This window comes from Bacillus sp. M6-12 (assembly GCF_002860285.1).
In the GTDB taxonomy this organism is placed as follows: domain Bacteria; phylum Bacillota; class Bacilli; order Bacillales; family DSM-1321; genus Peribacillus.
The window spans coordinates 145,449-170,238 of the sequence record NZ_PGVF01000011.1 but is presented as its reverse complement, the minus strand read 5'-3'; the positions used below and the strand labels follow the sequence as shown (position 1 = coordinate 170,238).

At 41.8% G+C, this 24,790-nt stretch carries 26 protein-coding genes; 12 read left to right on the top strand and 14 right to left on the bottom strand.

Annotated features, from left to right (window positions below; all coding sequences use genetic code 11):
• Positions 1–48 precede the first annotated feature (48 nt).
• Positions 49–237 carry a hypothetical protein gene (locus tag CVD28_RS14105; RefSeq protein ID WP_101593010.1) on the top strand — a complete coding sequence of 63 codons (189 nt, stop codon included), beginning with the start codon at positions 49–51 and terminating at the stop codon, positions 235–237.
• Between the two features lie 120 nt (positions 238–357).
• On the opposite strand, the gene CVD28_RS14100 is transcribed toward CVD28_RS14105, so the two are convergent.
• Both CVD28_RS14100 and CVD28_RS14095 read right to left on the bottom strand, forming a co-directional pair.
• The gene (locus CVD28_RS14100; protein ID WP_101593009.1) at positions 358–1,623 is read right to left on the bottom strand and encodes a LysM peptidoglycan-binding domain-containing protein; all 1,266 of its coding nucleotides are present in this window, start codon (positions 1,621–1,623) and stop codon (positions 358–360) included.
• Between the two features lie 91 nt (positions 1,624–1,714).
• Positions 1,715–2,467 carry a (S)-benzoin forming benzil reductase gene (locus CVD28_RS14095; protein ID WP_101593008.1) on the bottom strand — a complete coding sequence of 251 codons (753 nt, stop codon included), beginning with the start codon at positions 2,465–2,467 and terminating at the stop codon, positions 1,715–1,717.
• Positions 2,468–2,655: 188 nt separating this feature from the next.
• On the opposite strand from CVD28_RS14095, the gene CVD28_RS14090 reads away from it, so the two are divergent.
• Positions 2,656–3,609 (top strand): DMT family transporter, encoded by a 954-nt coding sequence (locus CVD28_RS14090; protein WP_101593007.1) that lies wholly within the window; start codon positions 2,656–2,658, stop codon positions 3,607–3,609.
• Positions 3,610–3,833: 224 nt separating this feature from the next.
• On the opposite strand, the gene CVD28_RS14085 is transcribed toward CVD28_RS14090, so the two are convergent.
• The gene (locus tag CVD28_RS14085; RefSeq protein ID WP_101593006.1) at positions 3,834–5,798 is read right to left on the bottom strand and encodes an LTA synthase family protein; all 1,965 of its coding nucleotides are present in this window, start codon (positions 5,796–5,798) and stop codon (positions 3,834–3,836) included.
• Between the two features lie 316 nt (positions 5,799–6,114).
• On the opposite strand from CVD28_RS14085, the gene CVD28_RS14080 reads away from it, so the two are divergent.
• The 3 genes from CVD28_RS14080 (at position 6,115) to CVD28_RS14070 (ending at position 7,091) form a co-directional block, all read left to right on the top strand.
• The gene (locus CVD28_RS14080; protein ID WP_101593005.1) at positions 6,115–6,564 is read left to right on the top strand and encodes an SACOL1771 family peroxiredoxin; all 450 of its coding nucleotides are present in this window, start codon (positions 6,115–6,117) and stop codon (positions 6,562–6,564) included.
• A gap of 93 nt (positions 6,565–6,657) precedes the next feature.
• The gene (locus tag CVD28_RS14075; RefSeq protein WP_101593004.1) at positions 6,658–6,789 is read left to right on the top strand and encodes a YuzL family protein; all 132 of its coding nucleotides are present in this window, start codon (positions 6,658–6,660) and stop codon (positions 6,787–6,789) included.
• Positions 6,790–6,836: 47 nt separating this feature from the next.
• A complete protein-coding gene (locus CVD28_RS14070; RefSeq protein ID WP_101593003.1) occupies positions 6,837–7,091 on the top strand; it encodes a sigma-G-dependent sporulation-specific acid-soluble spore protein CsgA in 255 nt (84 codons plus the stop codon).
• Between the two features lie 418 nt (positions 7,092–7,509).
• Here CVD28_RS14070 and CVD28_RS14065 read toward each other — a convergent pair whose 3' ends face one another.
• Both CVD28_RS14065 and CVD28_RS14060 read right to left on the bottom strand, forming a co-directional pair.
• Complete coding sequence (locus CVD28_RS14065; protein WP_101593002.1) at positions 7,510–8,253, bottom strand: hypothetical protein; 744 nt, start codon at positions 8,251–8,253, stop codon at positions 7,510–7,512.
• Positions 8,254–8,406: 153 nt separating this feature from the next.
• Positions 8,407–8,649: a hypothetical protein gene (locus CVD28_RS14060; RefSeq protein WP_101593001.1), complete on the bottom strand. Its 243-nt coding sequence runs from the start codon at positions 8,647–8,649 to the stop codon at positions 8,407–8,409.
• Positions 8,650–8,853: 204 nt separating this feature from the next.
• On the opposite strand from CVD28_RS14060, the gene CVD28_RS14055 reads away from it, so the two are divergent.
• On the top strand, positions 8,854–10,590 hold the full coding sequence (locus tag CVD28_RS14055) for an AAA family ATPase (RefSeq protein WP_257985874.1): 1,737 nt from the start codon (positions 8,854–8,856) through the stop codon (positions 10,588–10,590).
• 67 nt (positions 10,591–10,657) lie between these two features.
• Here the strand turns inward: CVD28_RS14055 and CVD28_RS14050 are convergent, their stop codons facing one another.
• A complete protein-coding gene (locus CVD28_RS14050; protein ID WP_101593000.1) occupies positions 10,658–12,832 on the bottom strand; it encodes a beta-propeller domain-containing protein in 2,175 nt (724 codons plus the stop codon).
• A 126-nt stretch (positions 12,833–12,958) separates the two neighbouring features.
• Here CVD28_RS14050 and CVD28_RS14045 point away from each other — a divergent pair, with 126 nt between their 5' ends.
• The 5 genes from CVD28_RS14045 to CVD28_RS14025 all read left to right on the top strand — a co-directional run bounded on the left by CVD28_RS14045 (position 12,959) and on the right by CVD28_RS14025 (position 16,968).
• Positions 12,959–13,702, top strand: a complete 744-nt coding sequence (locus CVD28_RS14045) for a YqjF family protein (RefSeq protein ID WP_101592999.1) — start codon at positions 12,959–12,961, stop codon at positions 13,700–13,702.
• 253 nt (positions 13,703–13,955) lie between these two features.
• Positions 13,956–14,879, top strand: coding sequence for an NAD(P)/FAD-dependent oxidoreductase (locus CVD28_RS14040; RefSeq protein WP_101592998.1), 924 nt, complete (start codon positions 13,956–13,958; stop codon positions 14,877–14,879).
• Positions 14,880–15,030: 151 nt separating this feature from the next.
• Positions 15,031–15,300, top strand: coding sequence for a DUF1292 domain-containing protein (locus CVD28_RS14035; protein ID WP_101592997.1), 270 nt, complete (start codon positions 15,031–15,033; stop codon positions 15,298–15,300).
• Positions 15,297–15,677, top strand: coding sequence for a hypothetical protein (locus tag CVD28_RS14030; protein ID WP_101592996.1), 381 nt, complete (start codon positions 15,297–15,299; stop codon positions 15,675–15,677). The genes CVD28_RS14035 and CVD28_RS14030 overlap by 4 nt, the downstream gene beginning before the upstream one ends.
• A gap of 25 nt (positions 15,678–15,702) precedes the next feature.
• The gene (locus CVD28_RS14025) at positions 15,703–16,968 is read left to right on the top strand and encodes an erythromycin esterase family protein (protein WP_101592995.1); all 1,266 of its coding nucleotides are present in this window, start codon (positions 15,703–15,705) and stop codon (positions 16,966–16,968) included.
• A gap of 318 nt (positions 16,969–17,286) precedes the next feature.
• Here CVD28_RS14025 and CVD28_RS14020 read toward each other — a convergent pair whose 3' ends face one another.
• Positions 17,287–18,057: a TraR/DksA C4-type zinc finger protein gene (locus CVD28_RS14020; protein ID WP_308315087.1), complete on the bottom strand. Its 771-nt coding sequence runs from the start codon at positions 18,055–18,057 to the stop codon at positions 17,287–17,289.
• Between the two features lie 114 nt (positions 18,058–18,171).
• Entirely contained in the window at positions 18,172–18,318 is a 147-nt protein-coding gene (locus CVD28_RS27545; RefSeq protein WP_142384780.1) for a lmo0937 family membrane protein, read from the bottom strand.
• A gap of 139 nt (positions 18,319–18,457) precedes the next feature.
• Between CVD28_RS27545 and CVD28_RS14015 the strand changes: the two genes are divergently transcribed.
• Positions 18,458–18,814, top strand: coding sequence for a YckD family protein (locus CVD28_RS14015; protein ID WP_101592994.1), 357 nt, complete (start codon positions 18,458–18,460; stop codon positions 18,812–18,814).
• A 126-nt stretch (positions 18,815–18,940) separates the two neighbouring features.
• Here CVD28_RS14015 and CVD28_RS14010 read toward each other — a convergent pair whose 3' ends face one another.
• From CVD28_RS14010 to CVD28_RS13985, 6 genes are all read right to left on the bottom strand, one after another.
• Positions 18,941–19,795 (bottom strand): MBL fold metallo-hydrolase, encoded by an 855-nt coding sequence (locus tag CVD28_RS14010; protein WP_101592993.1) that lies wholly within the window; start codon positions 19,793–19,795, stop codon positions 18,941–18,943.
• A gap of 431 nt (positions 19,796–20,226) precedes the next feature.
• The gene (locus CVD28_RS14005; RefSeq protein WP_101592992.1) at positions 20,227–21,207 is read right to left on the bottom strand and encodes an ABC transporter permease; all 981 of its coding nucleotides are present in this window, start codon (positions 21,205–21,207) and stop codon (positions 20,227–20,229) included.
• Positions 21,200–22,114, bottom strand: coding sequence for an ABC transporter ATP-binding protein (locus tag CVD28_RS14000; protein WP_374702535.1), 915 nt, complete (start codon positions 22,112–22,114; stop codon positions 21,200–21,202). Before CVD28_RS14000 ends, CVD28_RS14005 begins: the two co-directional genes overlap by 8 nt.
• Positions 22,111–22,911 carry an SGNH/GDSL hydrolase family protein gene (locus tag CVD28_RS13995; RefSeq protein WP_101592990.1) on the bottom strand — a complete coding sequence of 267 codons (801 nt, stop codon included), beginning with the start codon at positions 22,909–22,911 and terminating at the stop codon, positions 22,111–22,113. The genes CVD28_RS14000 and CVD28_RS13995 overlap by 4 nt, the downstream gene beginning before the upstream one ends.
• Positions 22,912–23,226: 315 nt before the next feature.
• A complete protein-coding gene (locus CVD28_RS13990) occupies positions 23,227–23,412 on the bottom strand; it encodes a hypothetical protein (protein ID WP_180954167.1) in 186 nt (61 codons plus the stop codon).
• Between the two features lie 21 nt (positions 23,413–23,433).
• A complete protein-coding gene (locus CVD28_RS13985; RefSeq protein WP_257985872.1) occupies positions 23,434–24,624 on the bottom strand; it encodes an MFS transporter in 1,191 nt (396 codons plus the stop codon).
• Positions 24,625–24,790: the final 166 nt, after the last annotated feature.

The window sequence follows — 24,790 nt, the reverse complement described above, 5'->3', positions numbered from 1 at the left end:
TTGTTACATTACTGTTAATATTATTCATTTTTTATAGGGGGTACCATTATGGTGAATACTTGTACCAAATGTAAAACAATTATGACTAAAGCTCATCTAGACAGTTTTCCGATAAATCTCTATAAATCAGATGAAAAGCCAAATGAGCATACAATGAGCAGCATTGGCCCTTGCTATGTATGTCCCAGCTGCGGGTTTATCGAGTTTTATGTTAAAGAACCTGAAAAGTTTAATTAATAATCGGATTTGTCAATATTTAACAGAGATAAAAAATGCTCAGAGAAAAACTCTGAGCATTTTTTGATAGCAAGCGAAATAAACAACTTGCTGCGTAAATCTATCGTCTTTTTTCTCCACTTATTTTTCAACCAGGAAATTATTTCGCATAAATAACCAATTCTGCGGAAACGAGAGAGCCACGTGCCAGTATGTCATGCCCGCTAACTCATATGCATCCATCAGCCTGTATTTGGCGATGATGCTCCGGATATCTTCAAACCAGACAATGTGCTTGACATTATTTTCGCTGTAGCGGTACCAAGGCACAGCTTCCCGTTCAGAAAACTGGATAACTGATCCTTTAGTAATGGCTAAATTTTGTGCGGCCAGGACAGCTCTGGCTGTTACCTTATTCGAAGGGAGAGCCCAGTCATAGCTGTATAAGGGCATCGCAGCCTGTATTTTCGAGGGAGGAATATTGGAAACGGCATAAACCAATACCCTTTCCATCCAGTCCACGGGTGAAATTGGGTTGGGCGGCCCTCCAACGTATCCATACTCGATCGTCATGACCGCCACCAAATCAGCCACCTGCCCGATAGCCCGATAATCATGTCCCCCTGTAATAGGGTTTTGCGGCAGATCAGCTGTTTTTGCATGAACATTTACATGAAGAAAATTCGAGGCAATTGCAGCCTTCAATTCCCGTAAAAACAAAACAAAGTCACCTCTGTTTGCTGGAGGGATGAATTCGAAGTCCACGCTTACACCTGCATAATTTTTCCGGCTTACAAAAGATGCAATACTGCTGGCCAAATTCCTCCTGGATTGCGGATTGCCAAGTACAGCTCCAGCAAGCGAACCGCTAAACGCACCATTTTGAATATTTCTGATCATCAAAAGCGGATCTATATTTAACTGCCTGCACCTTGTTATGATCGGTACATCCTGTGCCTGAACGATAGCAGTGCCCTGCTCAGTAAAAGAATACGCTGCGATTGCTGCATAGGTTAAGGAAGAAGCCGCCTCTTCGAGATTAGGTGTTATCGTTCCATTAGCTTGCGGAACAATAAATCCTAATGCAGTAAGCTGCTTTTTATAAGGAGACGGAATTTCAATTTTACGGCCGACCGGCAGAGCCGCTGTGTCCAAGCCTGAATTCGACGCGAGTATTCTTTGGACACTGGTCCCAAACCGTTGAGAAATTCTCCATAAAGTGTCACCTGGCTTTATTCTATAAACGCGATTAAATAGTGAAGGTTCAGGAATGTACAATGCAAGTCCCGGAACTAAACCAGATGGCGATGGAAGGCCGTTTGCCGTAATTATAGTCTGAACCGCAACATTATAGCGGCTGGAAATCCCCCATAACGTATCCCCATAGTTAACTACATGAATTGCCATACCCCCACACCTTTTCATATATACTATTAAAAGCATATGGGCCAGTGTGGAAGTTCTATTACAAAATCAGCACTAAAACATTTTCAGCTAATTAAATTAACTCTTTAATATCGTAAAATTTCCCATTCTCTAGTTTATTCTGATGGATTAATTGATACAGTTTTTCTGAAACTAATACAGGAGTCCTCAGCAATCCTTGCTCCTTATAACCTTTAAACATGGCTGAATCTGCAAAATCCCTTTCCTCTGCACTCCTGATTCTTTCCTGCATACCAGTATCCATAATTCCAGGTGAAAATGAAATTATACTTACTTGTAATTTCGCTGATTTCTGTTCTAGAGCAGCTGTCCGTGTAAACATTTCCAGCCCTGCCTTTGTACTGCAGTATGCAGACCATCCGCTAATCGGCCTTAAAGCAGCCCCGGAGGAAACATTTACGACCACCTTTTTCATATCCTTGTCTTCAAGCTGAGAAATAAACACATTCATCAAGAGCACAGGCGCCAGAAAATTAAGATTCATACTTTTCTCGAGAGTTTCCCTGCCCAATTGGCCAGCAGGTTTAATGGGATCAATCATGCCAGCATTATTGATTAGGTAAACCTCATCTGTAGCGTCCTGGAGATGAGAACTTATCTTGGCAGCGGCCTTTTCCGCTTCGTGAGGAATGCTTAAATCCGCTTCTATGTATATCACTTTGCAGCCAGTTATTTTTGCAAAATCCTTAAACTCCTGGCTAAAAGACCTGGCAAGCAAAATACAGCAGTTCCCTTTCTTCATACACTGTTCTGCCAGACCTTTTCCCAATCCCTTTGATGCTCCAGTAATAATATATGTTTTCATTGTTCCATCTCCTTTTACCTATATATGGCTCTTTTCACTTTATCATAAAAAATATTATTTACTAACTAAAAGAACCAGGTGAAATCATAAAAGGAAATTTATTGAATTATTCGCCCTAAATATTCTTACATTTCTGATACTTGTTGTATATACTTATTCTTAAAACGAAATCTGATTTGAGGTGCAAAATGAACAAAGCTATTTCACTAGGCATTTTAGCCTCTTTATTTTTTGCATTCACTTTTGTATTGAACAGGGCAATGGATCTATCAGGGGGAAGCTGGATATGGAGCTCTTCCTTTAGGTTTTTCTTTATGCTTCCCTTTTTGTTTCTCATTGTTGGAGTACAAAAAAAGCTGAAGCCGCTTTTTGCCAGTATGAAGCAGCACCCGCTTCCCTGGCTAATCTGGAGCACTGTAGGCTTCGGGCTTTTTTACGCTCCCTTAACCTACGCATCGTCCTTTGGGCCTAGCTGGCTGATTGCCGGTACATGGCAAACGACGATAGTTGCAGGTACATTGCTGGCCCCATTTTTGCAAAAGAACAGAAAGGGTAATAAGCAAAGCTTCCCTGTGAAAGGATTGCTATATTCATTTCTGATATTGCTTGGGGTAGCCGCTATGCAATCTGGTAATGCAGGCCATGTAACCGCCAGGGAGGCCATTCTTTGTGTGCTTCCTATCCTGCTGGCTGCCTTTGCTTACCCGCTTGGCAACCGGAAAATGATGCAGTTTTGCGGTTCTGAGCTGGATACCTTTCAAAGGGTGCTGGGCATGACAATTGCAAGCATGCCTCTGTGGATCGTTCTCTCGATCTACGGAGCTGCAGCAGAAGCTCCTCCCAGTACTGGCCAGGTTGTTCAAACCTTTATTGTCGCTTTATGCTCAGGGATAATTGCAACCGTCCTATTCTTTATTGCAACAAATATGGTAAAAAACGATATGCATTCGCTGGCCGCAGTTGAGGCCACCCAGTCAGGGTCCGTTGTCTTTTCCCTCCTTGGTGAAATCGCCTTCCTTAATGGCAAAATGCCTGGGATATTATCCATGGCAGGCATTCTCTTGGTTATCACCGGCATGTGTCTGCATAGCCTATCCTCTGGTAAACCAAAGAGAAAGCCAATGAAGAGTTTAGCTGGATAAGCAAACCTGTTAGCTAAATTTAGCAAATAATTTTTATATCGCTTTATGATATTTAAAAAGGTGTACCCCTTGTTTCACAGCGGAGCGGAGCGTTTAAAACTCAAAAATCGTTAAGAAAAAATTACAGATCGCTTGAGATAGTTATGGCCCCTTCCGTGTTCCGACTTTTAACATTTCCTATGTAATCTTAAAAACCCCCGCCGAGTGGCGGGGGTTTCTGTTGGTTATTTCTTTATTATGGCTGGATCTTCAGCCTTTGGTTCTTCCTCTTTTATATAATTGTAATCAAGACGGTTTATCGGTTCAAAGCCCTCCGGCTTATAAAAACGGAGAAGGTCTTTTAAAACAATATCATCAGATATGCTCAACTGAGATTTAACAACTGATGAAACTGATGCGCACTCTTTTTTTGTCACTTCTTCACCGGTTGCTGTCTTGTAGCATTGGTCACCAATTTTAGTTGTTTCAGCTGACACAAAGTCACCATTCCTGAATGGAACAATTTGCTTCCGGTTTTCAGATAATAAATCTGATCCTGATTCCAAGTAATCCTTTGTGTCTATCCCCAGCAAATGCAGGACAGTTGACCTGACGTCTACCTGTCCGCCAAATGTGTGATTGGCATTACCTTTAACACCAGGTACATGAATGAATACTGGAATACGCTGCAGCATGGCATTATCATAAGGAGTAATTTCTTTACCAATAACATTTGCCATTGCTTCATTGTGGTTTTCTGAAATCCCGTAATGGTCACCATACATAACGACCATTGTATTATCATACAGCCCTGAAGCTTTCAGATCATTGAAAAATTGCTGAATAGCAGCATCCATATAATGTGCTGACTGGAAGTATTGGTTAACTACCTTATCTTCTCCAAATTGTCCGGCTGGGAAAGCTGTGTCCCCTTCATCCATTTTAAATGGAAAATGATTGGAAAGCGTAATGAATTTGGAATAGAAAGGCTGTTTCAAGCCTGTTAAAAGCGGCATGGATTCCTTAAAGAATGGAATGTCCTTCATGCCATAGTTTTTCGTATTTTCATCTGACATACTGTAATATTCAGCATCAAAGAATTTATCGTAGCCAAGTGACTTATACATCTCATTGCGGTTCCAGAAAGTTTTATAGTTGCCATGGAACGCAGCAGACGTATAACCTCTCGATTTTAAGATGGCTGGAAGCGCCTGGTAAGTGTTTTGAGCTTTGTTTACGAAAACAGATCCCTGTGACATTGGAAACAATGCGTTCTCCATCATAAACTCGGCGTCGGACGTTTTCCCCTGGCCAGTCTGATGAAAAATATTATCAAAATAAAAAGTTTGGTTTCCATGGGCAAGCGAGTTCAAGAACGGCGTTACTTCCATGCCATTAATTTTATAGTCAATCAAAAATGTTTGGAAAGATTCCAAAGAAATATAAATTACGTTCTTGCCTGCTGCCTTGCCAAAATATTTAGGGTTAGCCACTGAATGGTTTGCTTTAACATAGTTCTCTACCTCAGTTATGTCACTGCTGTCAGCAAGCGCACGCTGGCTCGATGATTTAGCATTCTGGATCATATCGTAAATCGTAAAGTTATATGTTCCCAAATATTTGACGAGATAGTTTCTGTCAAACGAACGGGTTAAAAGCTCCGGACGGTCCTTTTCAGCAAGACCTAAGTTAATAAGGAAAACCAATACAGCAGCTGTTAAAACTGCGAAATAAGATTTCCTGCTCTTGTGCTGAACCGGTTTGTACGCTTTAAGAACAAGCAAAAGAACCAGAATAATGAAATCGCTAAAGTATAGAATGTCCAAAATAGACATTAATGACAGCGCACTGTCACCAAGCTGTCCGCCATTTGTTTTGGTCTGCATCAGCACCGGCACGGTGATAAAATCATTAAAGAACCGGTAATATACCACGTTTGCATACAATAAGAAAGAAAGCAGGAAATGCATCCCTAATAATACAATATGCTGCAGACGCCCTTTAAACAACAAGGCAATACTCAGGAAAAACAGGGCAGAGCTCAAAGGATTTAAGAAGAGCAGGAATTTTTGAAGCGCGTTATCAATTCCTAATGTGAATTCAATTTTGTAAGCTGCATAGGTTTTTAGCCAGAATAGGATAACGGCGATGAAAAAGAACGCCAAATACCGCTGGTTCATCTTTTTTATAAGTTTAATAGTTTTATTCATTTTTACACCTCTTTAAAACAGCATGAAAGAAACGCATAGAGAGCATTATACCACACTTTTTACATGAATGGAGTTTTCAGTAAATTTAAGCATTTCCGGACAGTTTACAGAAGTTAATATTACCGTAACGAAAATCTGTATAAAATTTTACCATACCTTAACAAGCAGGGAAACTTTTTGTGACTTTTTTCATTTTTCAACATTTTTGATTTTTCAACATATTAACAGGACAACATGTACTACTCAGTAAGCAGAGCATTCATTTGGATCTTGATTATATCTTTCGATACAATAGTGCTGATAAAGGAGTGATAGTATGGCTTTACACCATTTTCATTTGAAAGCTAATTGGCCGGGACTTCGCAATGATGTTGGAGAAATCTCAACAGGAAATCTCCAGGCGAAGGTCTCCATTCCACCCGAAATGAACGGCCCTGGCATTGGCACCAATCCTGATGAAATGCTGCTTGGCGCCGCGGCAGCATGCTATATTATTACATTGGCGGCCATGATGGAACGAAGTAAACTGAACAAAAAGAACTTTGCTTTGGAATCTGAAGGCATAGTGGAATTTTCGGACGGAATCATTACATACAGAAAGATTATTCACCGCCCCAAAATCATTCTGCTGGACGATGCTTTAGACAGAGACCTCCGCCTTGCACATCGGCTGGCGGAAAAAGCAGAAGAATCGTGTATGATCTCCCGTGCCTTAAAAGGTAATGTAATCATTGAAGTTGAACCTGACATTGCAAAAGGCATGTAAACTATTCGCTGTCTCTCTGAGGCTCATGAGCTTTCTCAAGGAATGAATACAATCTATTCTAATTAGAGAAAGTAAACTATGGAGGTGAGCAAGATGGCAAAAAGAAAAACAGATCCTTCCACAATCGGACTTGGTTCATCACAGCCTGAGGGCCAGGGAACGACAAATCGGGAAACAGGTTCCTATACAGCTGATTCAACACGCAAGAAGAAAAAATCTCACTGACCTGCCTTTTGAAAGCACTTCTGAATTCAGATGAGAGGAATGGTAAGATGGACCGAACGATTGGTTACCTGCGTGAAATCCTTTCTAACTATACAGACCAATATCCTGAAGCACAGCAAATTTACGATAAAATCAAGCATGGCCGCTTCCCTTCCGAAAAAGCCCTAGTGAACGATTTAAACCACGGAGAAAGAGCATTGCTTAATCAGATTCTGCCGGAAGAAATAAACCATGCAAAAGAAGTGCAGGATGACGAACGCTACGTTCAATTAAATGAGGTATTTGAATTGCTTCCGCTATAAAAACAGAGAAAGAACCTTGTCCATACGATTGAATGGCCAAGGTTCTTTCTTGCTGCATATAAAAAGTTTAAAGTCTTTTAACATGTACAGAGGTCTAGTTACAGCGCCCAGCCCCTCGAGGTCATAAGCCAAATACTTCGGAAGGCAAAAAGCGCCTTCTGTCAGCACTTGACTTTGCTTGTCGGACTTGCACAGGACAACGCTACGGCAGCGACCCATCGCACGAAACAAAGCGGCAGCTTTGTGAGGATGTGCTGGCGTCGACGTTTGGCACAGGACGTGCCAGAACTTAGTCGACGTTCCTTTGTCAGCACGTGGGTCTGAACGGCGTTGCCACAGGACGAAGGTTGTAACATGGTTTTTGTTACAACACTGGCGACTTTAGCCGTTCTTCCTTTGAACAGGGCGCTTTCGCTTTTCAATGTTCCATGTCGCTGAGAGAATCCATATGGCTGGCAATCATGGCAATGATTGTACCGGCTTCTTCCTTGCTGAACATGAAATTTGTTTCATCTTTGATCATATCATCATCATCGGTGTATATACGATTTATTCTCTTTAAGACACCGTCACCTGTTTCCTGGACAACACCAAACTGATAGGTAACCTCTACATCGTTTTCCTTATAATAAGCGGTGACCTCAGGAGTTTCCCATTCAACGTCTATTTCATAAAGCTCAGTTTCCTCAGAGTCATCGTCAATATCGTAGACATTAACGTATTCAACATCATCATCTTCATAGTCATCATCCACTTCATATATGACATTGGTGTCATAATCAGTATCCATTTCATAAACGGCATCAGTATCATAATCAGTATCCATTTCAAATTCTTCATCCATGTCATCATCGTCCATAAAGTCATGGAAACTTTCGTGGACTGCATCAACGATATCCTCGATATCAGTCAGGACAACCTTGCTGGCTTGGACAAATTCAGGATCAACGGATTCCATATAAAATTCCTCATTATGCGGATCAAACAAAAGTGTACAAAAATATGCTCTTTCATCATCTTCAAGTTCAGTGTAAAAGTCGATTCGCGGATGTTTAGCCCCGCGTTCGATAGTCATACCGCCCTCTTGGTCGAACTTATCACAGATTGATTCAAGATGATCCTGTAACTCTCCGCTTACTCTGTCAAACCATTCTAAAGACATCCTGCATCCCATCCTTTCAAGGTTATCGTTGTTATTATTTCCGGTAACAAACGATTTCCCCATGCCATTTAAAACCAAAGTTAGCGGATGAAATTAGGGTGAAACTAAGAAATGCAAGAACGTGATTCTAAAAAAAACAGGATCGAGAAAATCCTATGCATTTTTTAAATCATTGGGAATGATCAAAATATTTGACCCCGGACAGCTCCCTTCTGCTCCCATTTCATTATCAGGGAATTCATATGGGTCTGGATAGGTGGCTTTCTTAACGGCAGATTCCAGTGTATTCTTCTTGCCCCATGCCTTTCCCCTCACCTCCTTGAATGATTTCATGGCCTTTTGGCGGTTGCTTTGCTTCCTAAAATAGGATGCTCCTGCATTTCCAGCTCCCAGCATGAATACTTATTGCCATTACAATGTTTTCCTTTTTATCCTAATTTTTTATACCCATTTTTATCCCCTTTATCCGTATGTTTATAGTGCTATTACCTTTAAATGTCACAAATTATTCAAACATTATTCAAATTACTAAAAATTACCTGTTTCATACGAGTTTCTATTATTTATAATAGTTTTATATTTTAAAAGGAGATGAAATGGTTGAAACAACGTTCGAAATTGATGTTGAAAATTGTTCCGCTCTTTGTGGCGTTACTTTTAGTAGCAACAGGGTATTTTTGGTATTTACAGAGCGTCAGCAATCCGGTGCCTGTTTCTTTTTCAACAATGGTCCAAACCATTGAAAGCCAAAATGGGAAAACAGTGGCGCTTGAGGAAAAAAGAGATGGAACATTGACTTTAACAACAAAAGACGGACTGTATGTTTCGAATGTTCCTCCTGGAAGCGAATCTGTAGATAGAATTATTGAAAAATACAATGTAGAATACACGTTTTCAAATAGCACCCCATATGGTAAATGGATCTTGATCGGACTGGTTGCAGCAATCGCCTCTGGTGCATTCATTTTTCAAAGGAAGGGAAAAGAAGGTTTTGGAACGGCCAGCAAGATGAAAAACAGCGTCGCAAAAGCGCGCCCTCTTCCTTCCATTACACTTGATGATGTCGGCGGTCTTCCGGATGAAATGAAAGAGGAGATTCATCAGACTTTAGCTATATTGAAGGATCCTGAAAGGTCGGAGAAAATTGGCATAAAGGCTCCAAAAGGAATTTTGCTTTACGGACCTCCCGGAACAGGTAAAACATTGCTTGCTCAGGCAATCGCCAAAGAAATGAATGCTTCCTTCTTCTCTACGAGCGGATCCGCATTCAATGAAATGTATGTAGGTGTTGGAGCTTCCCGTGTTCGCAGTTTATTCCAAAACGCCAGAAAGCAAACACCTGCTGTTGTATTCATTGACGAAGTAGATGCACTAGCCGGCAAGCGTAAACCTCAAGGCGGCGGAGATGAAAGCGAAAAAACGCTGACGGAACTTTTAGTCCAGCTTGACGGGGGACACAGCAATGACGGAATCTTGTTCATCGCTGCCACCAACAGAAAGGATATGCTTGATGAAGCGTTCCTGCGTCCGGGAAGGGTAGATTTTTCGTTTAATGTACCACTGCCGGATACGAAGGGCCGCCGGGAAATCATTGATATCCATACACGCGAAAAAAAACTTGCCGCGAATGTAGTTGCATCGCTTGATACACTGGCAGACAGCACATCAGGTTTCTCAGGAGCGGAACTGAGCTCTCTTTTTGAAACGGCAAGCAGACGCGCAATTCGCAATGGCCAGGACAAGATTGAAAAAACCGACTTGGACTTTGCGCTGGACCGCACTATTTTAGGAAGTACGTCCAGAACATTAAAGGATCCAGAAACAAAACGCCGTGTAGCTATCCACGAAGCAGGTCATGCGCTGATTGCTTCATTGACTAAACCGGGTTCTGTCCGGAAGGCAACCATTATCCCGAGAGGCGAAGCGCTGGGATATGTTGCACCTATTCCAAAAGAACTTCATTTATCAACACGAAGTGAATTGCTTGATCAGGTAAAGATGATTCTTGCCGGCGGAGTCGCTGAAAGAATGTTCCTTGGTGAACATAGTGTAGGTGTCGGCGGCGATGTAAAGCAAGCGAAGCATGTAATTGAGCAAATGGTTGAAATTGGTATGATGCATGATGGTTTCTCGCTTACCTTTAACAAAGGCGCAAAAGAAGCTAAAATGCAGGATATCTTTGATGAAGCCTTACAGGGAGCTGAAATGCTTATCGAAAGTAATCAATACCAATACAACCTCCTTGTAGAAGCCCTTCTCCGGAAGGAAACGCTTGAAGGCAGTGAGGTAGAAGAAATCGTAAACGGAGCAAGCCGTGTGCCCAGTTTAATTGGATAAAAAAGCTTTTCGAAATAAAGAGGATGTTCCAGAATGTGGACATCCTCTTTTTGCGGATTTATTTTAACTATTGAAGCAAAAGCTCTCCTGTTTTCTTATGATCTGTGAGGCTGTGAGATGTAATTTTAGATGGTGAAAGGGCATACATTGTGTCGCCAATATAGATTAGGCGATCAATTACCGATTCCCACTCTTCATACAACGGCATGTTTCCTGCTTCGACATGTGTGATTCTTTCATTTAAGGTAAATCCTTTGTTTTTATCTACCGTAAATGCAAGCGCCCCCTGAAAGGCCAGCTTTGTTTCTTCATATCCTGAATTCTTAACATCATTATAAATGTTTACAGGAAAAGCAAATAACCCAGTCTCCTTGTTAAAAAGCAATGCCTTATGGTCATAATTTAACGGAGAACTGGTACCGTTATCCCCAATGATCTCCGAAAATTTTTCCTTAGGGTTTGTTACATCCGTGACATCAAATATAGCCAATTTCACGCCGTCGGTCCGAATAAGCGGCTCCCTGCTTCCTTTTTGGCTGACCAGCTTTGTATGATGGCCAAACCCAATGAGATGGTTTTCATCCAGAGGATGAAGATAATCACTGAAACCTGGAATTTTCAGTTTACCAAGAATCTTTGGAACTTTAGGATCAGCTGCATCAATTACAAACAGCGGGTCTACCTGTTTAAACGTAACTACATATATTTTGTCTCCCATGAACCTTGCAGAGTAAATTTTCTCCCCCCTTGCCAGGTTTTCAAGATGGCCAGCCATTTTCATATTTTGATCCAGAATATAGATATTGTTTGATGAAGGAGTTCTATTATCAAACGTATCTCCTTTTGTAGTGGCAATACGGAAGTATCCTTCATGCTCATCCATTGAAAATTGGTTTAGAAGCGTACCCTTTACTCCTGCTGATTGCTGAAAATCTATTTTTGTGCCATTTATCGAAAACTTGTATATTATTGTATCAGGATTCCATACGAAATCTTTTTCTTCCTCACTTATCGAATTGTCGCTGACAGCCAAATAGATGTTTTTTGACGACATATAAAACTGTTCCCCGCTGCCCAGCTGTGTTGTAATTTCAGCTTTTTTTAGAGGCTTTGCCAGGTCAAAGGCAGATAGGATTGAAAAACCTCTTTCCTGGGACTGAGGAAAGTAGCTGATTTTATCATAGTCTATTATCTTCATCTTCGGACTGTCTGCACTATCAGCGTACATTGGCCGAAGATCAGCGTCCCCCTGGTCAAGGAGCATGTACTCTGGGTAAAAAATCGAAGCGATATAAATGATCCCGTTGCTTTTCCGTGATGAAATCATATGCCCTTCCTGTTTAACTTCTCTAATTTTCTTTGGCTTCTTTGGGTTTTTCATTTCATAAACGATCGTTTTAGTGAATTCGTAAAAGGGTCGGGAAATCATATTTTCCTTGTCGTGCCGTTTCTGGAAATTCCAATCCCCGCTTTCACTTCCTATGACAATTAGCTGCTGATCATGCAAGTAAAGTGCCTGCGGATAAAATGTATCATCATAGCGGATTTCCCCTGCTTTTTCCATTGTGCCTGAAGCTTCCTTAATGATTCTTATCTTACCATCTGAAAGATGATAAATATACTTCCCATCGGTTTTTACACTATCACCCTCGTCAATACCCGCGACCTGTACATTTGTTTCAGAAACATCAGCACTTTCTTTCGATCCGCCTGCTGAACTGTCGGATTTTTTCGACTCTTCCGCAGAATTCATTGTCCAAAAGCTTTGCCGCTTTTTTTCACGTTTTAATATCGTACGGAAGTGGTCATTCAGCCTTTGCTTGCTTCCGATTACCGGAAGAGACTCCTGAACTGTAAAGGCTATTTCTTTTTTTGAACCAAGCCTGCGCCCGGCTGTTGACTTAATATCTCTCGAGATATGGAGCACGTACCCGGAGCTATTGATTTTGTACCCTTTTTCAGGAGGCGAAATGACAACCGTTTTCTGATCATCATCAAAGGATAGCCGGCTATTCTGCCTGTTTCCTTTTTCATCTGTCACATAAAAATAGTTATCCTTCAAACTGGTTTTGTTAATTTTTTCGGTAAACATCACTTTCCACGCATGATTCGTTAACACTTGGTATGGAGCCTTAGCATTGAATTCATTTACAAGTTTTGGCTTTCCTGAAAGGAACACAAACATGAAAACACCCAAAAGACAAAGTACTATCCCGCCAACTATAAAATATTTTTTTCTCATTCTAACGCCTCCTACCTAACTGACGGAGGTTTTCTTGAATCGGTTACACTGTTATTTGTTTTAATTTGAAGGAAAAAGGAGATATAAATGATAACAAATTTCCACTCGAAGAGGAGAGCATAATTTATGCGTGATGAATTTCCGGAATTAAGTCACCGTCCCTACCCGCTGCCTAATTCACCATGGATTTTAACTCAGGAATGGGTAGATTTGCTGTTTATGCACTGGAAGATCCCAAAGGAGGAAGTGATAAGCATGCTTCCGCCAATCCTTGAACTTGATATTTATCAGAACGAAGCATATATAGCTATAACTCCTTTTTGGGTAAATGGAATGCGGGGCAGAAATTTGCCGGAAATCCCGCTATTCAGGTCTTTTATTGAATTGAATGTACGGACGTATGTTAGGTATAAGGGTGTTCCCGGGATTTTCTTTTTTAGTCTTGATGCCAGCCATCCTCCTTCAGTTGCGGGAGCGCGCACTTTTTTTGGTTTGCCTTACCGAAATGCAGAAATGGAAATAAAGGAGACAGAGTCAGCCTTCGATTTCCGCAGCAGCCGAAAACATTCCGGAAAAGAACCCTTTGACTTTCACGCAACTTATAAGCCTATGTCGGACTTATATCTTCCCGAGTCAGGCAGCCTGGAGTATTGGCTGTTTGAAAGGTATTGTTTCTTTACGGAACGCGGAAAGTCGATATACCGCGGGGATATCCATCATGACAGGTGGCGTGTAAAGAAGGCAGAATGCCAAATTCATCAAAACACGCTGGATTTCTCCTTAATAGGTGAACCGCTTTTGCATTATTCCATCCCAAAACGGGTCTTTTTCTGGCCTTTGGAAAAAGTAGGGAATATTGAAGAAGGGTAACTAACAGCCCGTTTCATTTGGCTAAATTAAATAATTCATAAGGGAAAACACGGCGGCAATATCCTGTAGAAAGCATCTTACGGTGAAAACAAAACAAAAGGCTGATTAACAATTATATTTGCAAAAGCTAATATTCTTGAAGTTGTTGATTTCCCGAAAAAATATTTGTAGCCATTCCCATCTTTCAGTATGTAAATTAAGCATTTTTGAATAATAAAAAGATCAATTATTTTGTGAAATGGCGGTGTTTTTAATGAAACAATTAGATTGTATCATTATCGGCGGAGGGCTGGCCGGACTGCAGGCAGCGATACAGCTGGGCAGATATGAGCACGAAACTCTCGTAATTGATTCTAACAGCGGCCGCTCCACTCTTTGCCATTGTTATCATAATATCCTGGGCTACCCAAACGGGGTAAGCGGTGATGAACTTAGACGGCTGGGCCGCGAGCATGCCTCTCAATATAATATTTCGTTTACGGAAGATTTTGCTGTTGAACTGCAGCAGGATGGTGATTCATTTACTGTAAAAACGAAAAGTCAGAAATCTTTTTCAGCTAAAACGATTTTAATGGCTACTGGAATTAAAGATAATATCCCGCCAATCAAAAATTTAACATCCTGCCTCGGTAATACTGTCTATTTATGCCCTGACTGTGATGGTTATGAAATAAAAAATAAACGCACTATTGTTCTAGGATCAGGGAATGCGGGAGCTGGTATGGCAGCAGGACTTGCCTACTGGACTAATGATCTGATTTTTATTAACCATAATTCAGCTTCAGTAGATGCTTCATTAATTGACAAATTGAAACAAAACAATATCAAGTACATTGATTCGGCTATTAAAGAAGTGATTGTGGAGGACGGGTCTTCTTTTAAAGGAGTAATGCTAGAGGATGGGGGGACTGTTGAAGCAGATCGCGGTTTTATTGCTTTCGGCGGAAATAAAGTAAACACAGAACTGGCAAAACAAATTGGATTACAAATAGATGAAGAAAACAAGCATGTTATCGTGAATCCCCGCACAAAAGAAACCAGCGTTTCAGGAATTTGGGCAGCAGGAGACATGACAGTTCACTCAGAACAAGCAGCAATCGCCATGGGAGATGGACTTCAGGCAGCGATTTGGATCCATAAAGCTTTGTTAAAACAAGACACTTCTTCTGCTAATTAGCAAAAATGTTTTTAATCACCATTCTGGTTGGCGTTCTATTTCAAAAACATAACTGTTTGAAAACCTCTGCTGGGGAGAAAATAAGCGGGAAGCTGATGTTTGCTGTAAATACAGCCAGTTGTGATTCAGCAAATGCAATGGAGGTGGCAGAATGGATAAACTGAAGGAACGGGATATTATAGCGATCCAAAATGAACAGGGAGAGGAATCAGAATACGCCGTTGAGGCTCTTTTTGAAATGAATGAAGGCGATTACGCGCTTTTAAGTTCGGGTGAGGACAGTTTTTTAATGAAAGTCGAATCGGAGAATGGCCAGCAGTATTTGGTTAACATTGAGGATCCTGATGAAAGAGAGAATCTCCTTGATGCTTATTTGCTCGCATCGATGGCGGATTTCGATGAGCCCGGTTTACGGCAATGACCGACAAAAAAGATGTAGTTAATTTTTCTGCTAATAAAAGTGAGATAGACACAGTCATATCCGGTATCTCCTTTACGAAAAGTCTAAGATCAGCCACCGCAGAGGAATGGTTTGTTTTTATTCCTCCCTATCAGGATCCGTATATTGGAGGAGCTGCCGGTAAAGCGATTATTCATTATAACCTGTATGGCAATAGAGATGTTTATATAAATACAACCATCATATTAGATGATCCCCAGCTGCATGAGAACAGTTCACACAGCCTCGTTTATGCAATTGCTGATGAAATTGTAAACCGGCTTGTCGGATATGCAGATACACTGCTCTCCGTGCATGCCGGCGAAAACTCTTATCAGGCGGAATACGTTAACAAATAACTTATAACCGGAGGAGGAAATCTATATGCTTAAGCAGCTGGCTGATAATATTAAAGAGTATGCTGTTCCGTTAAGCGGTACCGCAGATCTGGATGTGCTGGTCGAAAAAATCGGTAATGCCAAGATTGTCCTTCTTGGTGAATCATCGCATGGGACTTCCGAATTTTATCAAGTGCGGGCCGAGCTTTCTAAAAAGCTGATAAAGGAAAAAGGGTTTTCCTTCATAGCTGTAGAGGGGGACTGGCCGGCATCACAGCAGGTCAACCGATATGTAAAAGGATATGACCACAAGTTTACTAACGCTGAAGATGCTCTTCGATCATTTCAGCGCTGGCCTTCATGGATGTGGGCAAACAGGGAAATGATCGGACTTATTGAATGGATGAAAACATATAATGAAAGCGGCAGTGCAAAAGCAAAGGCTGGATTTTACGGTATAGATGTTTATAGCCTTTGGGAATCAATGGAGGAAGTGATCCGTTACCTGGAAAAAATCAATTCTCCAGACCTGCAAACAGCCAGGAATGCATTCTCATGCTTTGAACCGTTTATGCGGGACCCGCAAAAATACGCTGTTTCATCAGGGATTTATTCCGAAGGGTGCATTGATGAAGTCACTGCCCTTCTTACACAGATCAGGACCAATGAATCACTGTATCCGAAGACAGATGAAGTAAGCCTTAATCTAAAGGTAAATTCTTTGGTGTCTGCTAATGCAGAAAAGTATTACAGCACTATGGTCCTTAATGACGCGATGTCCTGGAATGTCCGTGACCTTCATATGGTAGCGGCACTTAATGAAGTGATGGATTTTTACGGGAGTGACGCCAAGGCTATTGTTTGGGAACATAACACCCACATTGGGGATGCAAGAGCAACCGATATGGCAAGAGAGGGCATGCTAAACGTTGGCCAGGTTGTCCGGGAACAGCATAATCCGGGAGATGTTTACGCTGTCGGTTTTGGCACATACAGCGGCACAGTTATTGCAGCCGATGAATGGGGCGTTAATCATGATGTTAAAGAGGTTCCGCCAGCCATATTAGGAAGCTGGGAAGATGTCATGTACCGAACCGGGGCCTACGATAAAATGCTATTCTTTGATGATAACAACCGCCATCACTTCAGTGCAGAAATTGGTCACCGGGCGATTGGTGTCGTTTACAACCCGGAATATGAACGATTCGGCAACTATGTCCCATCCGTCATGTCCGAACGGTATGATGCTTTTGTATTCCTTGATCAAACAAAAGCACTTCAGCCGCTTCAGCTTCAGCCATTTTTGGTCTGAAGCTAAAATGCCCGCTGAGCATCGCCAGCTAAGGTTGTGATGGTACTCGGGGCAAACTTAAGAGCTATCTCTTTTATAATTTTTAAACTTGTTTATTTCCGATCTAGTGACGGCCCGGAAGCTTCCGCGGCCTTTACGCCTGCGGGGTCTCCCTTACCCGCTTCTTCACTAGTAAACTTTTCTTAACATAACACTGTATGTGAAGCATTTTCGAGGAGTCACGCGCCTTACTCTCCAAATCAACATTGAACTTTAACAAACCAAATTTTAAAACAGTCAAAAACCTTGTCCAAGCGGGACAAGGTTTTTTAGTGACATTTATTTATCGTCTTCAACATAAGGATCGTGCTCATAAGCAGGAAGATCGCCAAACGATGTCATGATTCCTTCTTCGTCAAGCTCGTTTTCATACTGCTGGTGTGCTTTTGTAGGGAAAATGGTGATATTTCCTTCCATATCGACACCAACATAATTCTCATATGCCTCCACATATCCACGGTACTCATCATATTCAATCAACGTATCGTTATAATCACCTGGAGGCCGGTAAAAATCCGAGGGACTTTCTGACGAACCAAACGTTTCTAGCTCCTGCCACGTATCTTCGGCATCCCATGCAACATTTTCGTCTTCTTCATCCTTTTCAAACTTTCCAAAGGGCGGCATCAGCACCCCTTCTTCGATTGGACGGCTGTGAGATATACGATGATCTGGAGTATGGTCGACACAAAATAGGGTTGACGGCAGAGCCTCAAGCCGTTCCATCGGAATATCTTCCCCGCATGTTTCACACCGTCCATACGTCCCTTTTTCAATCGCTTCCAGCGCACGTTTAAGGCCGAATATTTCAAATTGGTAGTGTTCGCTTAAACCCAAATCTTTTTCCCTTTCATAAAGATCTGATGCCTCATCACCGGGGTGTTGGTCATAGCTGGAAAGTTCTCCAATTGATTCATGGAGTGTTGCCCTTTTTAAATTTAAATGTTCATTTCCCTCATATCTATCTTCTACATCCTTCAAGGAATTCTGCAGAGTTTCCCGAAATTGTTCCAGCTGTTTTGCAGTAAGCATAATCGCCAGTCCCTTCAAGTAGTTTTCTCTCCTACTATTGTTCACCATAATAACAGCAAACATAAAAGGGAAAACTTGCAAGGAAAGCAAAACCCCCCGATTCAATACGGAGGGATGGGAAATTCCTAACTTCTAACGTTTGGCACGGCCCTTTATTAAACTAAAAACAAATACAACCGCTGCGATTATTAGCAGCAAATGAATTAGTCCGCCTGCAATGTCGAAAACCAGTCCGGCTACCCATAAAAGCAAGAGCACCCCTATTATAGTCCAAAGCATCGCACATACCTCCTTTTTTGTTGATGTGTACTTGTATAATTCCCTTTCAAGATAGGGGCCAAACCTAGGATTGAGTCCTGAATAATATAAGTGTTTTTTTAAAATACTAAGAATAAAAGTGAATGGATGGAGTGAAAGAATGAAAAAAATTATTACATCACTAATGGCTGTCGTTTTAGTATCCATAATCGTCTTTGTCTGTCCTTCATATGCCGAAAACCATGAAAGCCAAACTAATGTCCAGCTTACTGAGACTCAAAAAGAAGAACTTTCAAAGTTGCATGAGGAAATATTGGCAAAAAAGAAAGAGTTAATTGACAAATATGCAGAATTCGGGATTATTACGCAGGAAAAGAAGGAAAAAATAAAAGCCCATATGGACACCCGTTTTTTAGAGATGAAGGAAAACGGCTTTATCTGTCATCAAAAGCATTGCGGCCACAGAGGGAAAGGTCACCACAGCCATGAGAGCGATCCAGAGAATAATAATAAATAACAAATTAGGATTCTGGCGTATCACATTTTTATTTTCAAATAACCTTGTCTGCCAATGACAAGGTTATTTGTTTTTTCAGTTTTTTAGTGCGGGCTGCTCCCGGAATACACGAGTAAAGGTATTCAACTATTCATTATCCTTCTGGCCATCAACAAATTTTCCGTAATCAGGGATTGCTATTTTATCAAATTCCTCTACGAGAGTTTTAAGGCTTTCAGACAGCAATAGCCCTTCCATCGGTATACCGTGCCCAGTCACCGCTATAGCCGGCTTCAGTGCCTCAAGCCTTTTCACTGATTCCCATGAACTTTGCCAATCGGTTGTAAAATACCGCGGTGGACCGCTTATTTCCTGCTCTTGCGTCAGCACTTTATAAAGGTATTCCTGCTTGACGGTCACAAAGGCATCTCCGACAATTAAGGCCCGATCTTTCTCACGGAATAATGAAATATGACCAGGTGTATGTCCGGGTGTATGGATCCACCGCCACCCTGGCATTCCTGGCACTGTTCCATCTGCAGGGAGAACTTCTGCCTTGTTTCCTAAGTCTATGCCTTCATTTGGGAACATCCCTGACATTTTTGCAACCATTCCGCCTTCTACTCCCATATCAGGTTCAGGGTAATCCCGTTTTCCTGTTAAGAATGGGAGTTCCAGCTCATGAGCGTAAACTTTTACTCCCCAATGCTCTGCAAGAGGTATCAGTGCCCCAACATGATCAAAATGGCCATGCGTCAAAATAATAGCCTCAGGCACACTTCCATGACCAAACAATTCTTCTGAAGCAGCGAGGATATCATCTGCAGATCTCGGCATCCCCGCATCTACCAGCACCCAGCCAGACGACTTACCCGGGGTACCTACGAAAACTATATTAGCGACCTGGATTGTCATACAGTGAATATCCGGGGTCACTTCCAGATTATCGCCGCTTCTAATTGTTGTAACTGGAATAAGCTTTTTGTCGATGTTATTATCCATGTAATACAACTCCTTTGGCATAAGATGTTTTTTCCATAGTGCTTAGGCGCCGGTATAAATAAAATCCTGTTTCTTTTTCTCTCCCTATTATTAGGTTCGAACTAAGACATTATGTGCTATACCATTCATGGCAATTATTCATTACATACCCAGAGTTTGGGTTCTTATTCATAAAAAACCTTCCGAAAGGAAGGAAAAACACATCGGAAGGCCTTGTGGCAGCATGTGCAAAAGCGGCTCCTGTTCAGAGTAATGGGTTGGCTCTTGACATCGATATCGCACGCTGCTTCCGTTTTCACACTCCTGGAATTTATTTATCCAAAAAAAGGCAAAAAAGGGTGATTCCCAGCAACTGGCTGAGGATCACCCTTTCACTATCTCTTTCAAATTAGTTCAGAAGTGAAAGTTTTTGGATGTGTTTTTTGCATATATTAAAAAACATCCTTCCGATTAAAGACAAAAAATGCCACAAATAAGGCTCCGGCCCACCATACGAACAGGACAGACATCGAAGAAAGCAATGTCATCCCATCAATAGGAGGAGCAATACCGTTTAAATACCCCGTGAGTTTTAAGTTAAGCATGAACAGATATTTTGCTGAGGTCCAGGATGATACCATATTGGCCAGAACAGCGCCCGATACTAGGGCTGCAAGCATAATGCCCATTCCCGCCGCTGTACTCCTGACTAGTACGGAAACCATAAAAGACAGAGTTGCTACGACCAGTGCAACAAACCAGACGAGTCCAAGATCCATTAGCAAAAACTTCCACTGGCTGACCAGTCTGACCGCTGAAGTATCGAGACTGCCATTTTCCACAGTAAAACCGGTAATGATCGGTGCAGAAAGACCTTTGTAGCCGAAAACCAGTCCCGAAAGAACATAGGAGATCACAGCTGTCATGGCAACTATTGCCGAAACGGCAAAAATAAGCGCAATGTATTTACTAAGCAGGATTCTCCACCGTTTTACCGGTCTTGTCAGCAAAAGCTTAACCGAACCTAAGGAATGCTCTGACGAAACCATATCACTTGCGATAACAAGAACTAAGAGCGGAATAAACATGTCGCTTGAATTCTCGATAAACATGCGAACAAAGGTAGGTGCACCTGGTTCTGATGGGTTTATATTATGATCCAGATAATATTGCTGCTGCTTCAGGCTGATTTGAAGCTGGTCTCTCCATTCATCCGATAAACGGCTGGACCCGAGCCTGTTTTGCGTATCAATGATGTTCTGCTGCAGGGAAGCCCTCCAGTCGGTTGTTCCGAGTTTTTCCCGCTGCGTTTCTACATTCTTCATTTGAGCATATGTGAATAAGCCAACCAGTATGGCTACTATAACCGCGATAATAAGTAAACGTTTCTTTGCCAGCAGCTTCATCATTTCATTTTGAACAAGTTTACTCAATCGTGCTACCTCCAGTCAGCTCAAGAAATAGGTCTTCCAAAACAGGCATCTTTCTGTTCATTTCCAGGACAGAAATACCGCTTTCAACCAGCTCCTTGTTCCACGCAGCAGCTTTTTCCTCTGTATATTCTGTAATGATCAGTCCTTCCCCAGCCTCCGATGGCTCAGTGAAACGGCTTAATATTTCTAAACCTTTTTCAAAAGGCTCCAAGCGCCAGACAGCTTTTTCCTGGTTATCCAAAAGACTTGACACTGATCCTACCCGCACTACCTCTCCTGCTGCAACGATAGCCACCCGGTCGCACAAGAGCTGAATCTCGCTAAGTAAATGGCTTGAAACGAGGACGCTTAGTCCCTCCTGTTCGGCAAGCTGCCGGATAAATTGGCGCATTTCCCTAATACCTGCCGGATCCAGCCCATTTGTTGGCTCGTCAAGCACCAATACCTTCGGGCTGTTGAGCAGGGCCTGTGCAATTCCCAGCCGCTGCCGCATGCCCAGCGAATAGGTTTTCACCTTATCATGTATCCTCTCCTGAAGCCCAACTAAACGAATAACCTCATCCATTCTGGCTTCTCCCACATTAGGAAGCATTCGTGCAAAATGCAGTAAATTGTCCCAGCCGCTCAGAAACGGGTAGAGCTCAGGATTCTCAACTATACAGCCTAAATGGCGCATAGCCTGGGTAAATTCCTTTTTTACATCATAGCCGCAAATCTTTATCGATCCTGATGTCGGTTTAATTAATCCAACCAGCATCCTAATGGTCGTGGTTTTCCCCGCACCGTTTGGGCCTAGAAACCCAAACACTTCCCCCGCCTGCAGTTCAAAGGAAATTCCTTTAATAATCTCCTTTTTGCCGATCTTTTTTCTCAGGTCCTTAACAGACAGTGTAGCATTTGGCACTATTTAACCCCCTCCTGCCGAGAAAGCAGTGCTGTAACCCGGTCAGCAATCATTTTATAGCCATCCTTGTTTGGATGAAACTTATCAGAAAATAGATAATCATTGATATTCAGCTGAAATAAATCAAAAGTAGGGACAAAAATAGTTCGCGGGAACTCTGCACTTAACTCCGCACTCCGTTGATTCCATTCGGTGACAGCCCTCGTAGTTAGCTGAGAATCTTCCAATTCTATAAATGGATTATAAAGACCGATTAGATAGACAGCTGCTTCACTGTTTTTCGTGCGGATTGTTTTGAGGATTGACTGCACATTGGCGGCATAATTATTTTGTGCTTTGTCAATTTCCTTTGGGTCAATATTCATCAAGGTTTGTCCTCCCTGAAAAAGATCGTTTCCGCCGATGGTAATTAGAATGGCATCCGCCATACCAATTTGCCGCTGAATTTCCTGTTTTTCAACCTGTTTCATTAAATCAGCTGAACGCTGGCCGTTAATGCCGAGATTATGAATGGTGATTTCCTTATTAGACTCCTGCTTCAGCATTTCAGACATAAGTCCTACATACCCTCTGCCTGTTTCATCCCCTGTCCCCCGGGTAAGGGAATCGCCCAGCGCGACAATGGTCATTGCTTCTTTTTTCTTCGTGTTTTCCTCAGTTGTGGTATCAGCTGTCTTTATTGGCTCCGGAGCTGCCCGGTAATAATCAATCAAAGCCCATGACAGGCTAAGAATAAAGGTTAATGTAAGCACAGCAGAAAAAATCGTTAAGCTTAAAACACTTTTCCGGTTCAATTGCATCTCCCTTTCAAAGAACTTCCTATTTCTATTAAATCACATCGTCTCTTTATAAGAAAAAAGTAAGCATTAACTATTCTGCCAAAGAACCAAAAGTTCAAGCGCCCTGGTTAGAGGAGGAACTGCTAAAGTCCCATGTCGCTTTGTTTCGTGCGATGAAACGCTGCCGATATTCCTAACGGTGGCACTAGCACGTCCTTTTCGTCGGGGCTGGGCGCTGGAGCTGGAGATAGACTCACTACTTCAATTATCCACAACTCTTCAATTTATAATTTGGTAAACAAAGAAAAAAACAAGCAGTAAATCTTACCCGCTTGCTTACTGAATGCGATTGTTCAGCCGTTTTTCCATAAGCCTCTTTGTACTTTCCTTTGGCGCCCAGCAATTGAATTGGTATTTCGGCATTGTTTCAAATCCTAATCGTGAACATAAAAAAGCCTTTTTTCCCGCTTCTTTTACTACTCTGTAATGGGCGCATGAAGCGCAGCAGTGAAACGGATTCATAAACTCTATTCTCCTCGTTGCTTACTTTCCGGCTGCCCCAGAAGGCTTTTTCACTTGCTTCTCTGCAGCCAGCATCCATATGGCGAGAAGAAACCCGGCGGCTGAAAGCATGGCAAAGAATAAATATACGGCATATATGTTAAAAGAATCATAAATAATTCCTGACACTAATGTAGAAAACCAATTGCCAAGACCATTGCCGATCGCAGAGTACATCGTGACGGCTGTAACCATAATATGCTCCGGCATGATTTCACGTACATAGCGAAGACCTGCGGGTATAAACAGACCAATTGAAAAACCCTGAATCACAGCGGACAAATATATTATTTCCAGGCCTGGCTGGGTAAAATAAAATATCCACCTTACAAGGGATACAGCGCTGGCTAACGCTATGACATGCATAAGCCCAACCTTGTTGATCAGCCTTCCGGCAACCTGCATAAATGGAATTTCAGATAGAACAGCAATCAAAAAAGCAAGACCAATTCCCGCATATGTTCCTCCCCTGTCTTCAATGAATAATCCAAAGTAAACATTATTCGCAAGGTTTGGCCCAAAAATCAAAAACGTAATGGCCAAAAACACCACAAATTTTTTCAGTCCAAAGATTTCTTTAACCCCAGCGAGAATATTGCCCTTTGACTTTGGGTTTTCATTAGGCATCTTTAGAGATAAAACAGAAGCAATAATAAATGCCGCAAAAAATACATAAAAGATTACAGAAAGGCCAATGCTGGTTTCAGAAGCCCTGCCAATAGAGAAAACTGCAAGACCAAATCCAAATGAACCAAATAGTCTGATATTTCCATAATTCAATTTTTCACGGGTGGAAAACTGTAGAGAAATACTGTCAGATACCGGAATAACGGCACTTTGAAAAACGGCTACAAATATAGCTGCAATAATAAATACATAATAATCGTCCGCCAGCAGGTAGGTAAGCCCCAGTAATCCAGCAAGAGCAGTTGTGAGCGTTAAGATCAGCCGGGGCTTTTGTGTACTATCACAAATCATTCCCCAAAGCGGCTGAAAGAAAATCATGATAACCGGGCCAATCGATAATACAGTACCAATTTGATAGCCATTTAAACCTTCCACTTCGCTTAAATAAAGGGACAGCAACGGGTATAGGCTTCCCATTGCAAAAAATACGAATAAATAAAACCCTTGTAAAATATATACTTGTTGTTTTACTTTCTTCTTCAACACGATTTCTCCTTATGTAACCCACAGTTGTTTGGCCCTTCCCGGAAAGAAGCTGCCAGGGCATGGATGTACCTTACCATACTATACCAAGAGTTGACTATATGTACATTTCAAAAGTATATAAAAATGTTCCAGACTAATTAGGCTGGCTGTTTTCTTCACTCGCATG

Excerpts from the sequence above, each read along its gene's own strand:
- CVD28_RS14100 (WP_101593009.1), bottom strand. The coding sequence starts at position 1,623 with ATGGCAATTCATGTAGTTAACTATGGGGATACGTTATGGGGGATTTCC.
- CVD28_RS14065 (WP_101593002.1), bottom strand. The coding sequence starts at position 8,253 with ATGTCTTTAGAATGGTTTGACAGAGTAAGCGGAGAGTTACAGGATCAT.
- CVD28_RS14085 (WP_101593006.1), bottom strand. The coding sequence starts at position 5,798 with ATGAATAAAACTATTAAACTTATAAAAAAGATGAACCAGCGGTATTTG.
- CVD28_RS14010 (WP_101592993.1), bottom strand. The coding sequence starts at position 19,795 with ATGGATAATAACATCGACAAAAAGCTTATTCCAGTTACAACAATTAGA.
- CVD28_RS14025 (WP_101592995.1), top strand. The coding sequence starts at position 15,703 with ATGCTTAAGCAGCTGGCTGATAATATTAAAGAGTATGCTGTTCCGTTA.
- CVD28_RS14080 (WP_101593005.1), top strand. The coding sequence starts at position 6,115 with ATGGCTTTACACCATTTTCATTTGAAAGCTAATTGGCCGGGACTTCGC.
- CVD28_RS14035 (WP_101592997.1), top strand. The coding sequence starts at position 15,031 with ATGGATAAACTGAAGGAACGGGATATTATAGCGATCCAAAATGAACAG.
- CVD28_RS14045 (WP_101592999.1), top strand. The coding sequence starts at position 12,959 with ATGCGTGATGAATTTCCGGAATTAAGTCACCGTCCCTACCCGCTGCCT.
- CVD28_RS14040 (WP_101592998.1), top strand. The coding sequence starts at position 13,956 with ATGAAACAATTAGATTGTATCATTATCGGCGGAGGGCTGGCCGGACTG.
- CVD28_RS14070 (WP_101593003.1), top strand. The coding sequence starts at position 6,837 with ATGGACCGAACGATTGGTTACCTGCGTGAAATCCTTTCTAACTATACA.
- CVD28_RS14095 (WP_101593008.1), bottom strand. The coding sequence starts at position 2,467 with ATGAAAACATATATTATTACTGGAGCATCAAAGGGATTGGGAAAAGGT.
- CVD28_RS14075 (WP_101593004.1), top strand. The coding sequence starts at position 6,658 with ATGGCAAAAAGAAAAACAGATCCTTCCACAATCGGACTTGGTTCATCA.
- CVD28_RS14030 (WP_101592996.1), top strand. The coding sequence starts at position 15,297 with ATGACCGACAAAAAAGATGTAGTTAATTTTTCTGCTAATAAAAGTGAG.
- CVD28_RS14050 (WP_101593000.1), bottom strand. The coding sequence starts at position 12,832 with ATGAGAAAAAAATATTTTATAGTTGGCGGGATAGTACTTTGTCTTTTG.
- CVD28_RS14105 (WP_101593010.1), top strand. The coding sequence starts at position 49 with ATGGTGAATACTTGTACCAAATGTAAAACAATTATGACTAAAGCTCAT.
- CVD28_RS13990 (WP_180954167.1), bottom strand. The coding sequence starts at position 23,412 with ATGAATCCGTTTCACTGCTGCGCTTCATGCGCCCATTACAGAGTAGTA.
- CVD28_RS13995 (WP_101592990.1), bottom strand. The coding sequence starts at position 22,911 with ATGCAATTGAACCGGAAAAGTGTTTTAAGCTTAACGATTTTTTCTGCT.
- CVD28_RS27545 (WP_142384780.1), bottom strand. The coding sequence starts at position 18,318 with ATGCTTTGGACTATAATAGGGGTGCTCTTGCTTTTATGGGTAGCCGGA.
- CVD28_RS14090 (WP_101593007.1), top strand. The coding sequence starts at position 2,656 with ATGAACAAAGCTATTTCACTAGGCATTTTAGCCTCTTTATTTTTTGCA.
- CVD28_RS14015 (WP_101592994.1), top strand. The coding sequence starts at position 18,458 with ATGAAAAAAATTATTACATCACTAATGGCTGTCGTTTTAGTATCCATA.
- CVD28_RS14060 (WP_101593001.1), bottom strand. The coding sequence starts at position 8,649 with ATGCTGGGAGCTGGAAATGCAGGAGCATCCTATTTTAGGAAGCAAAGC.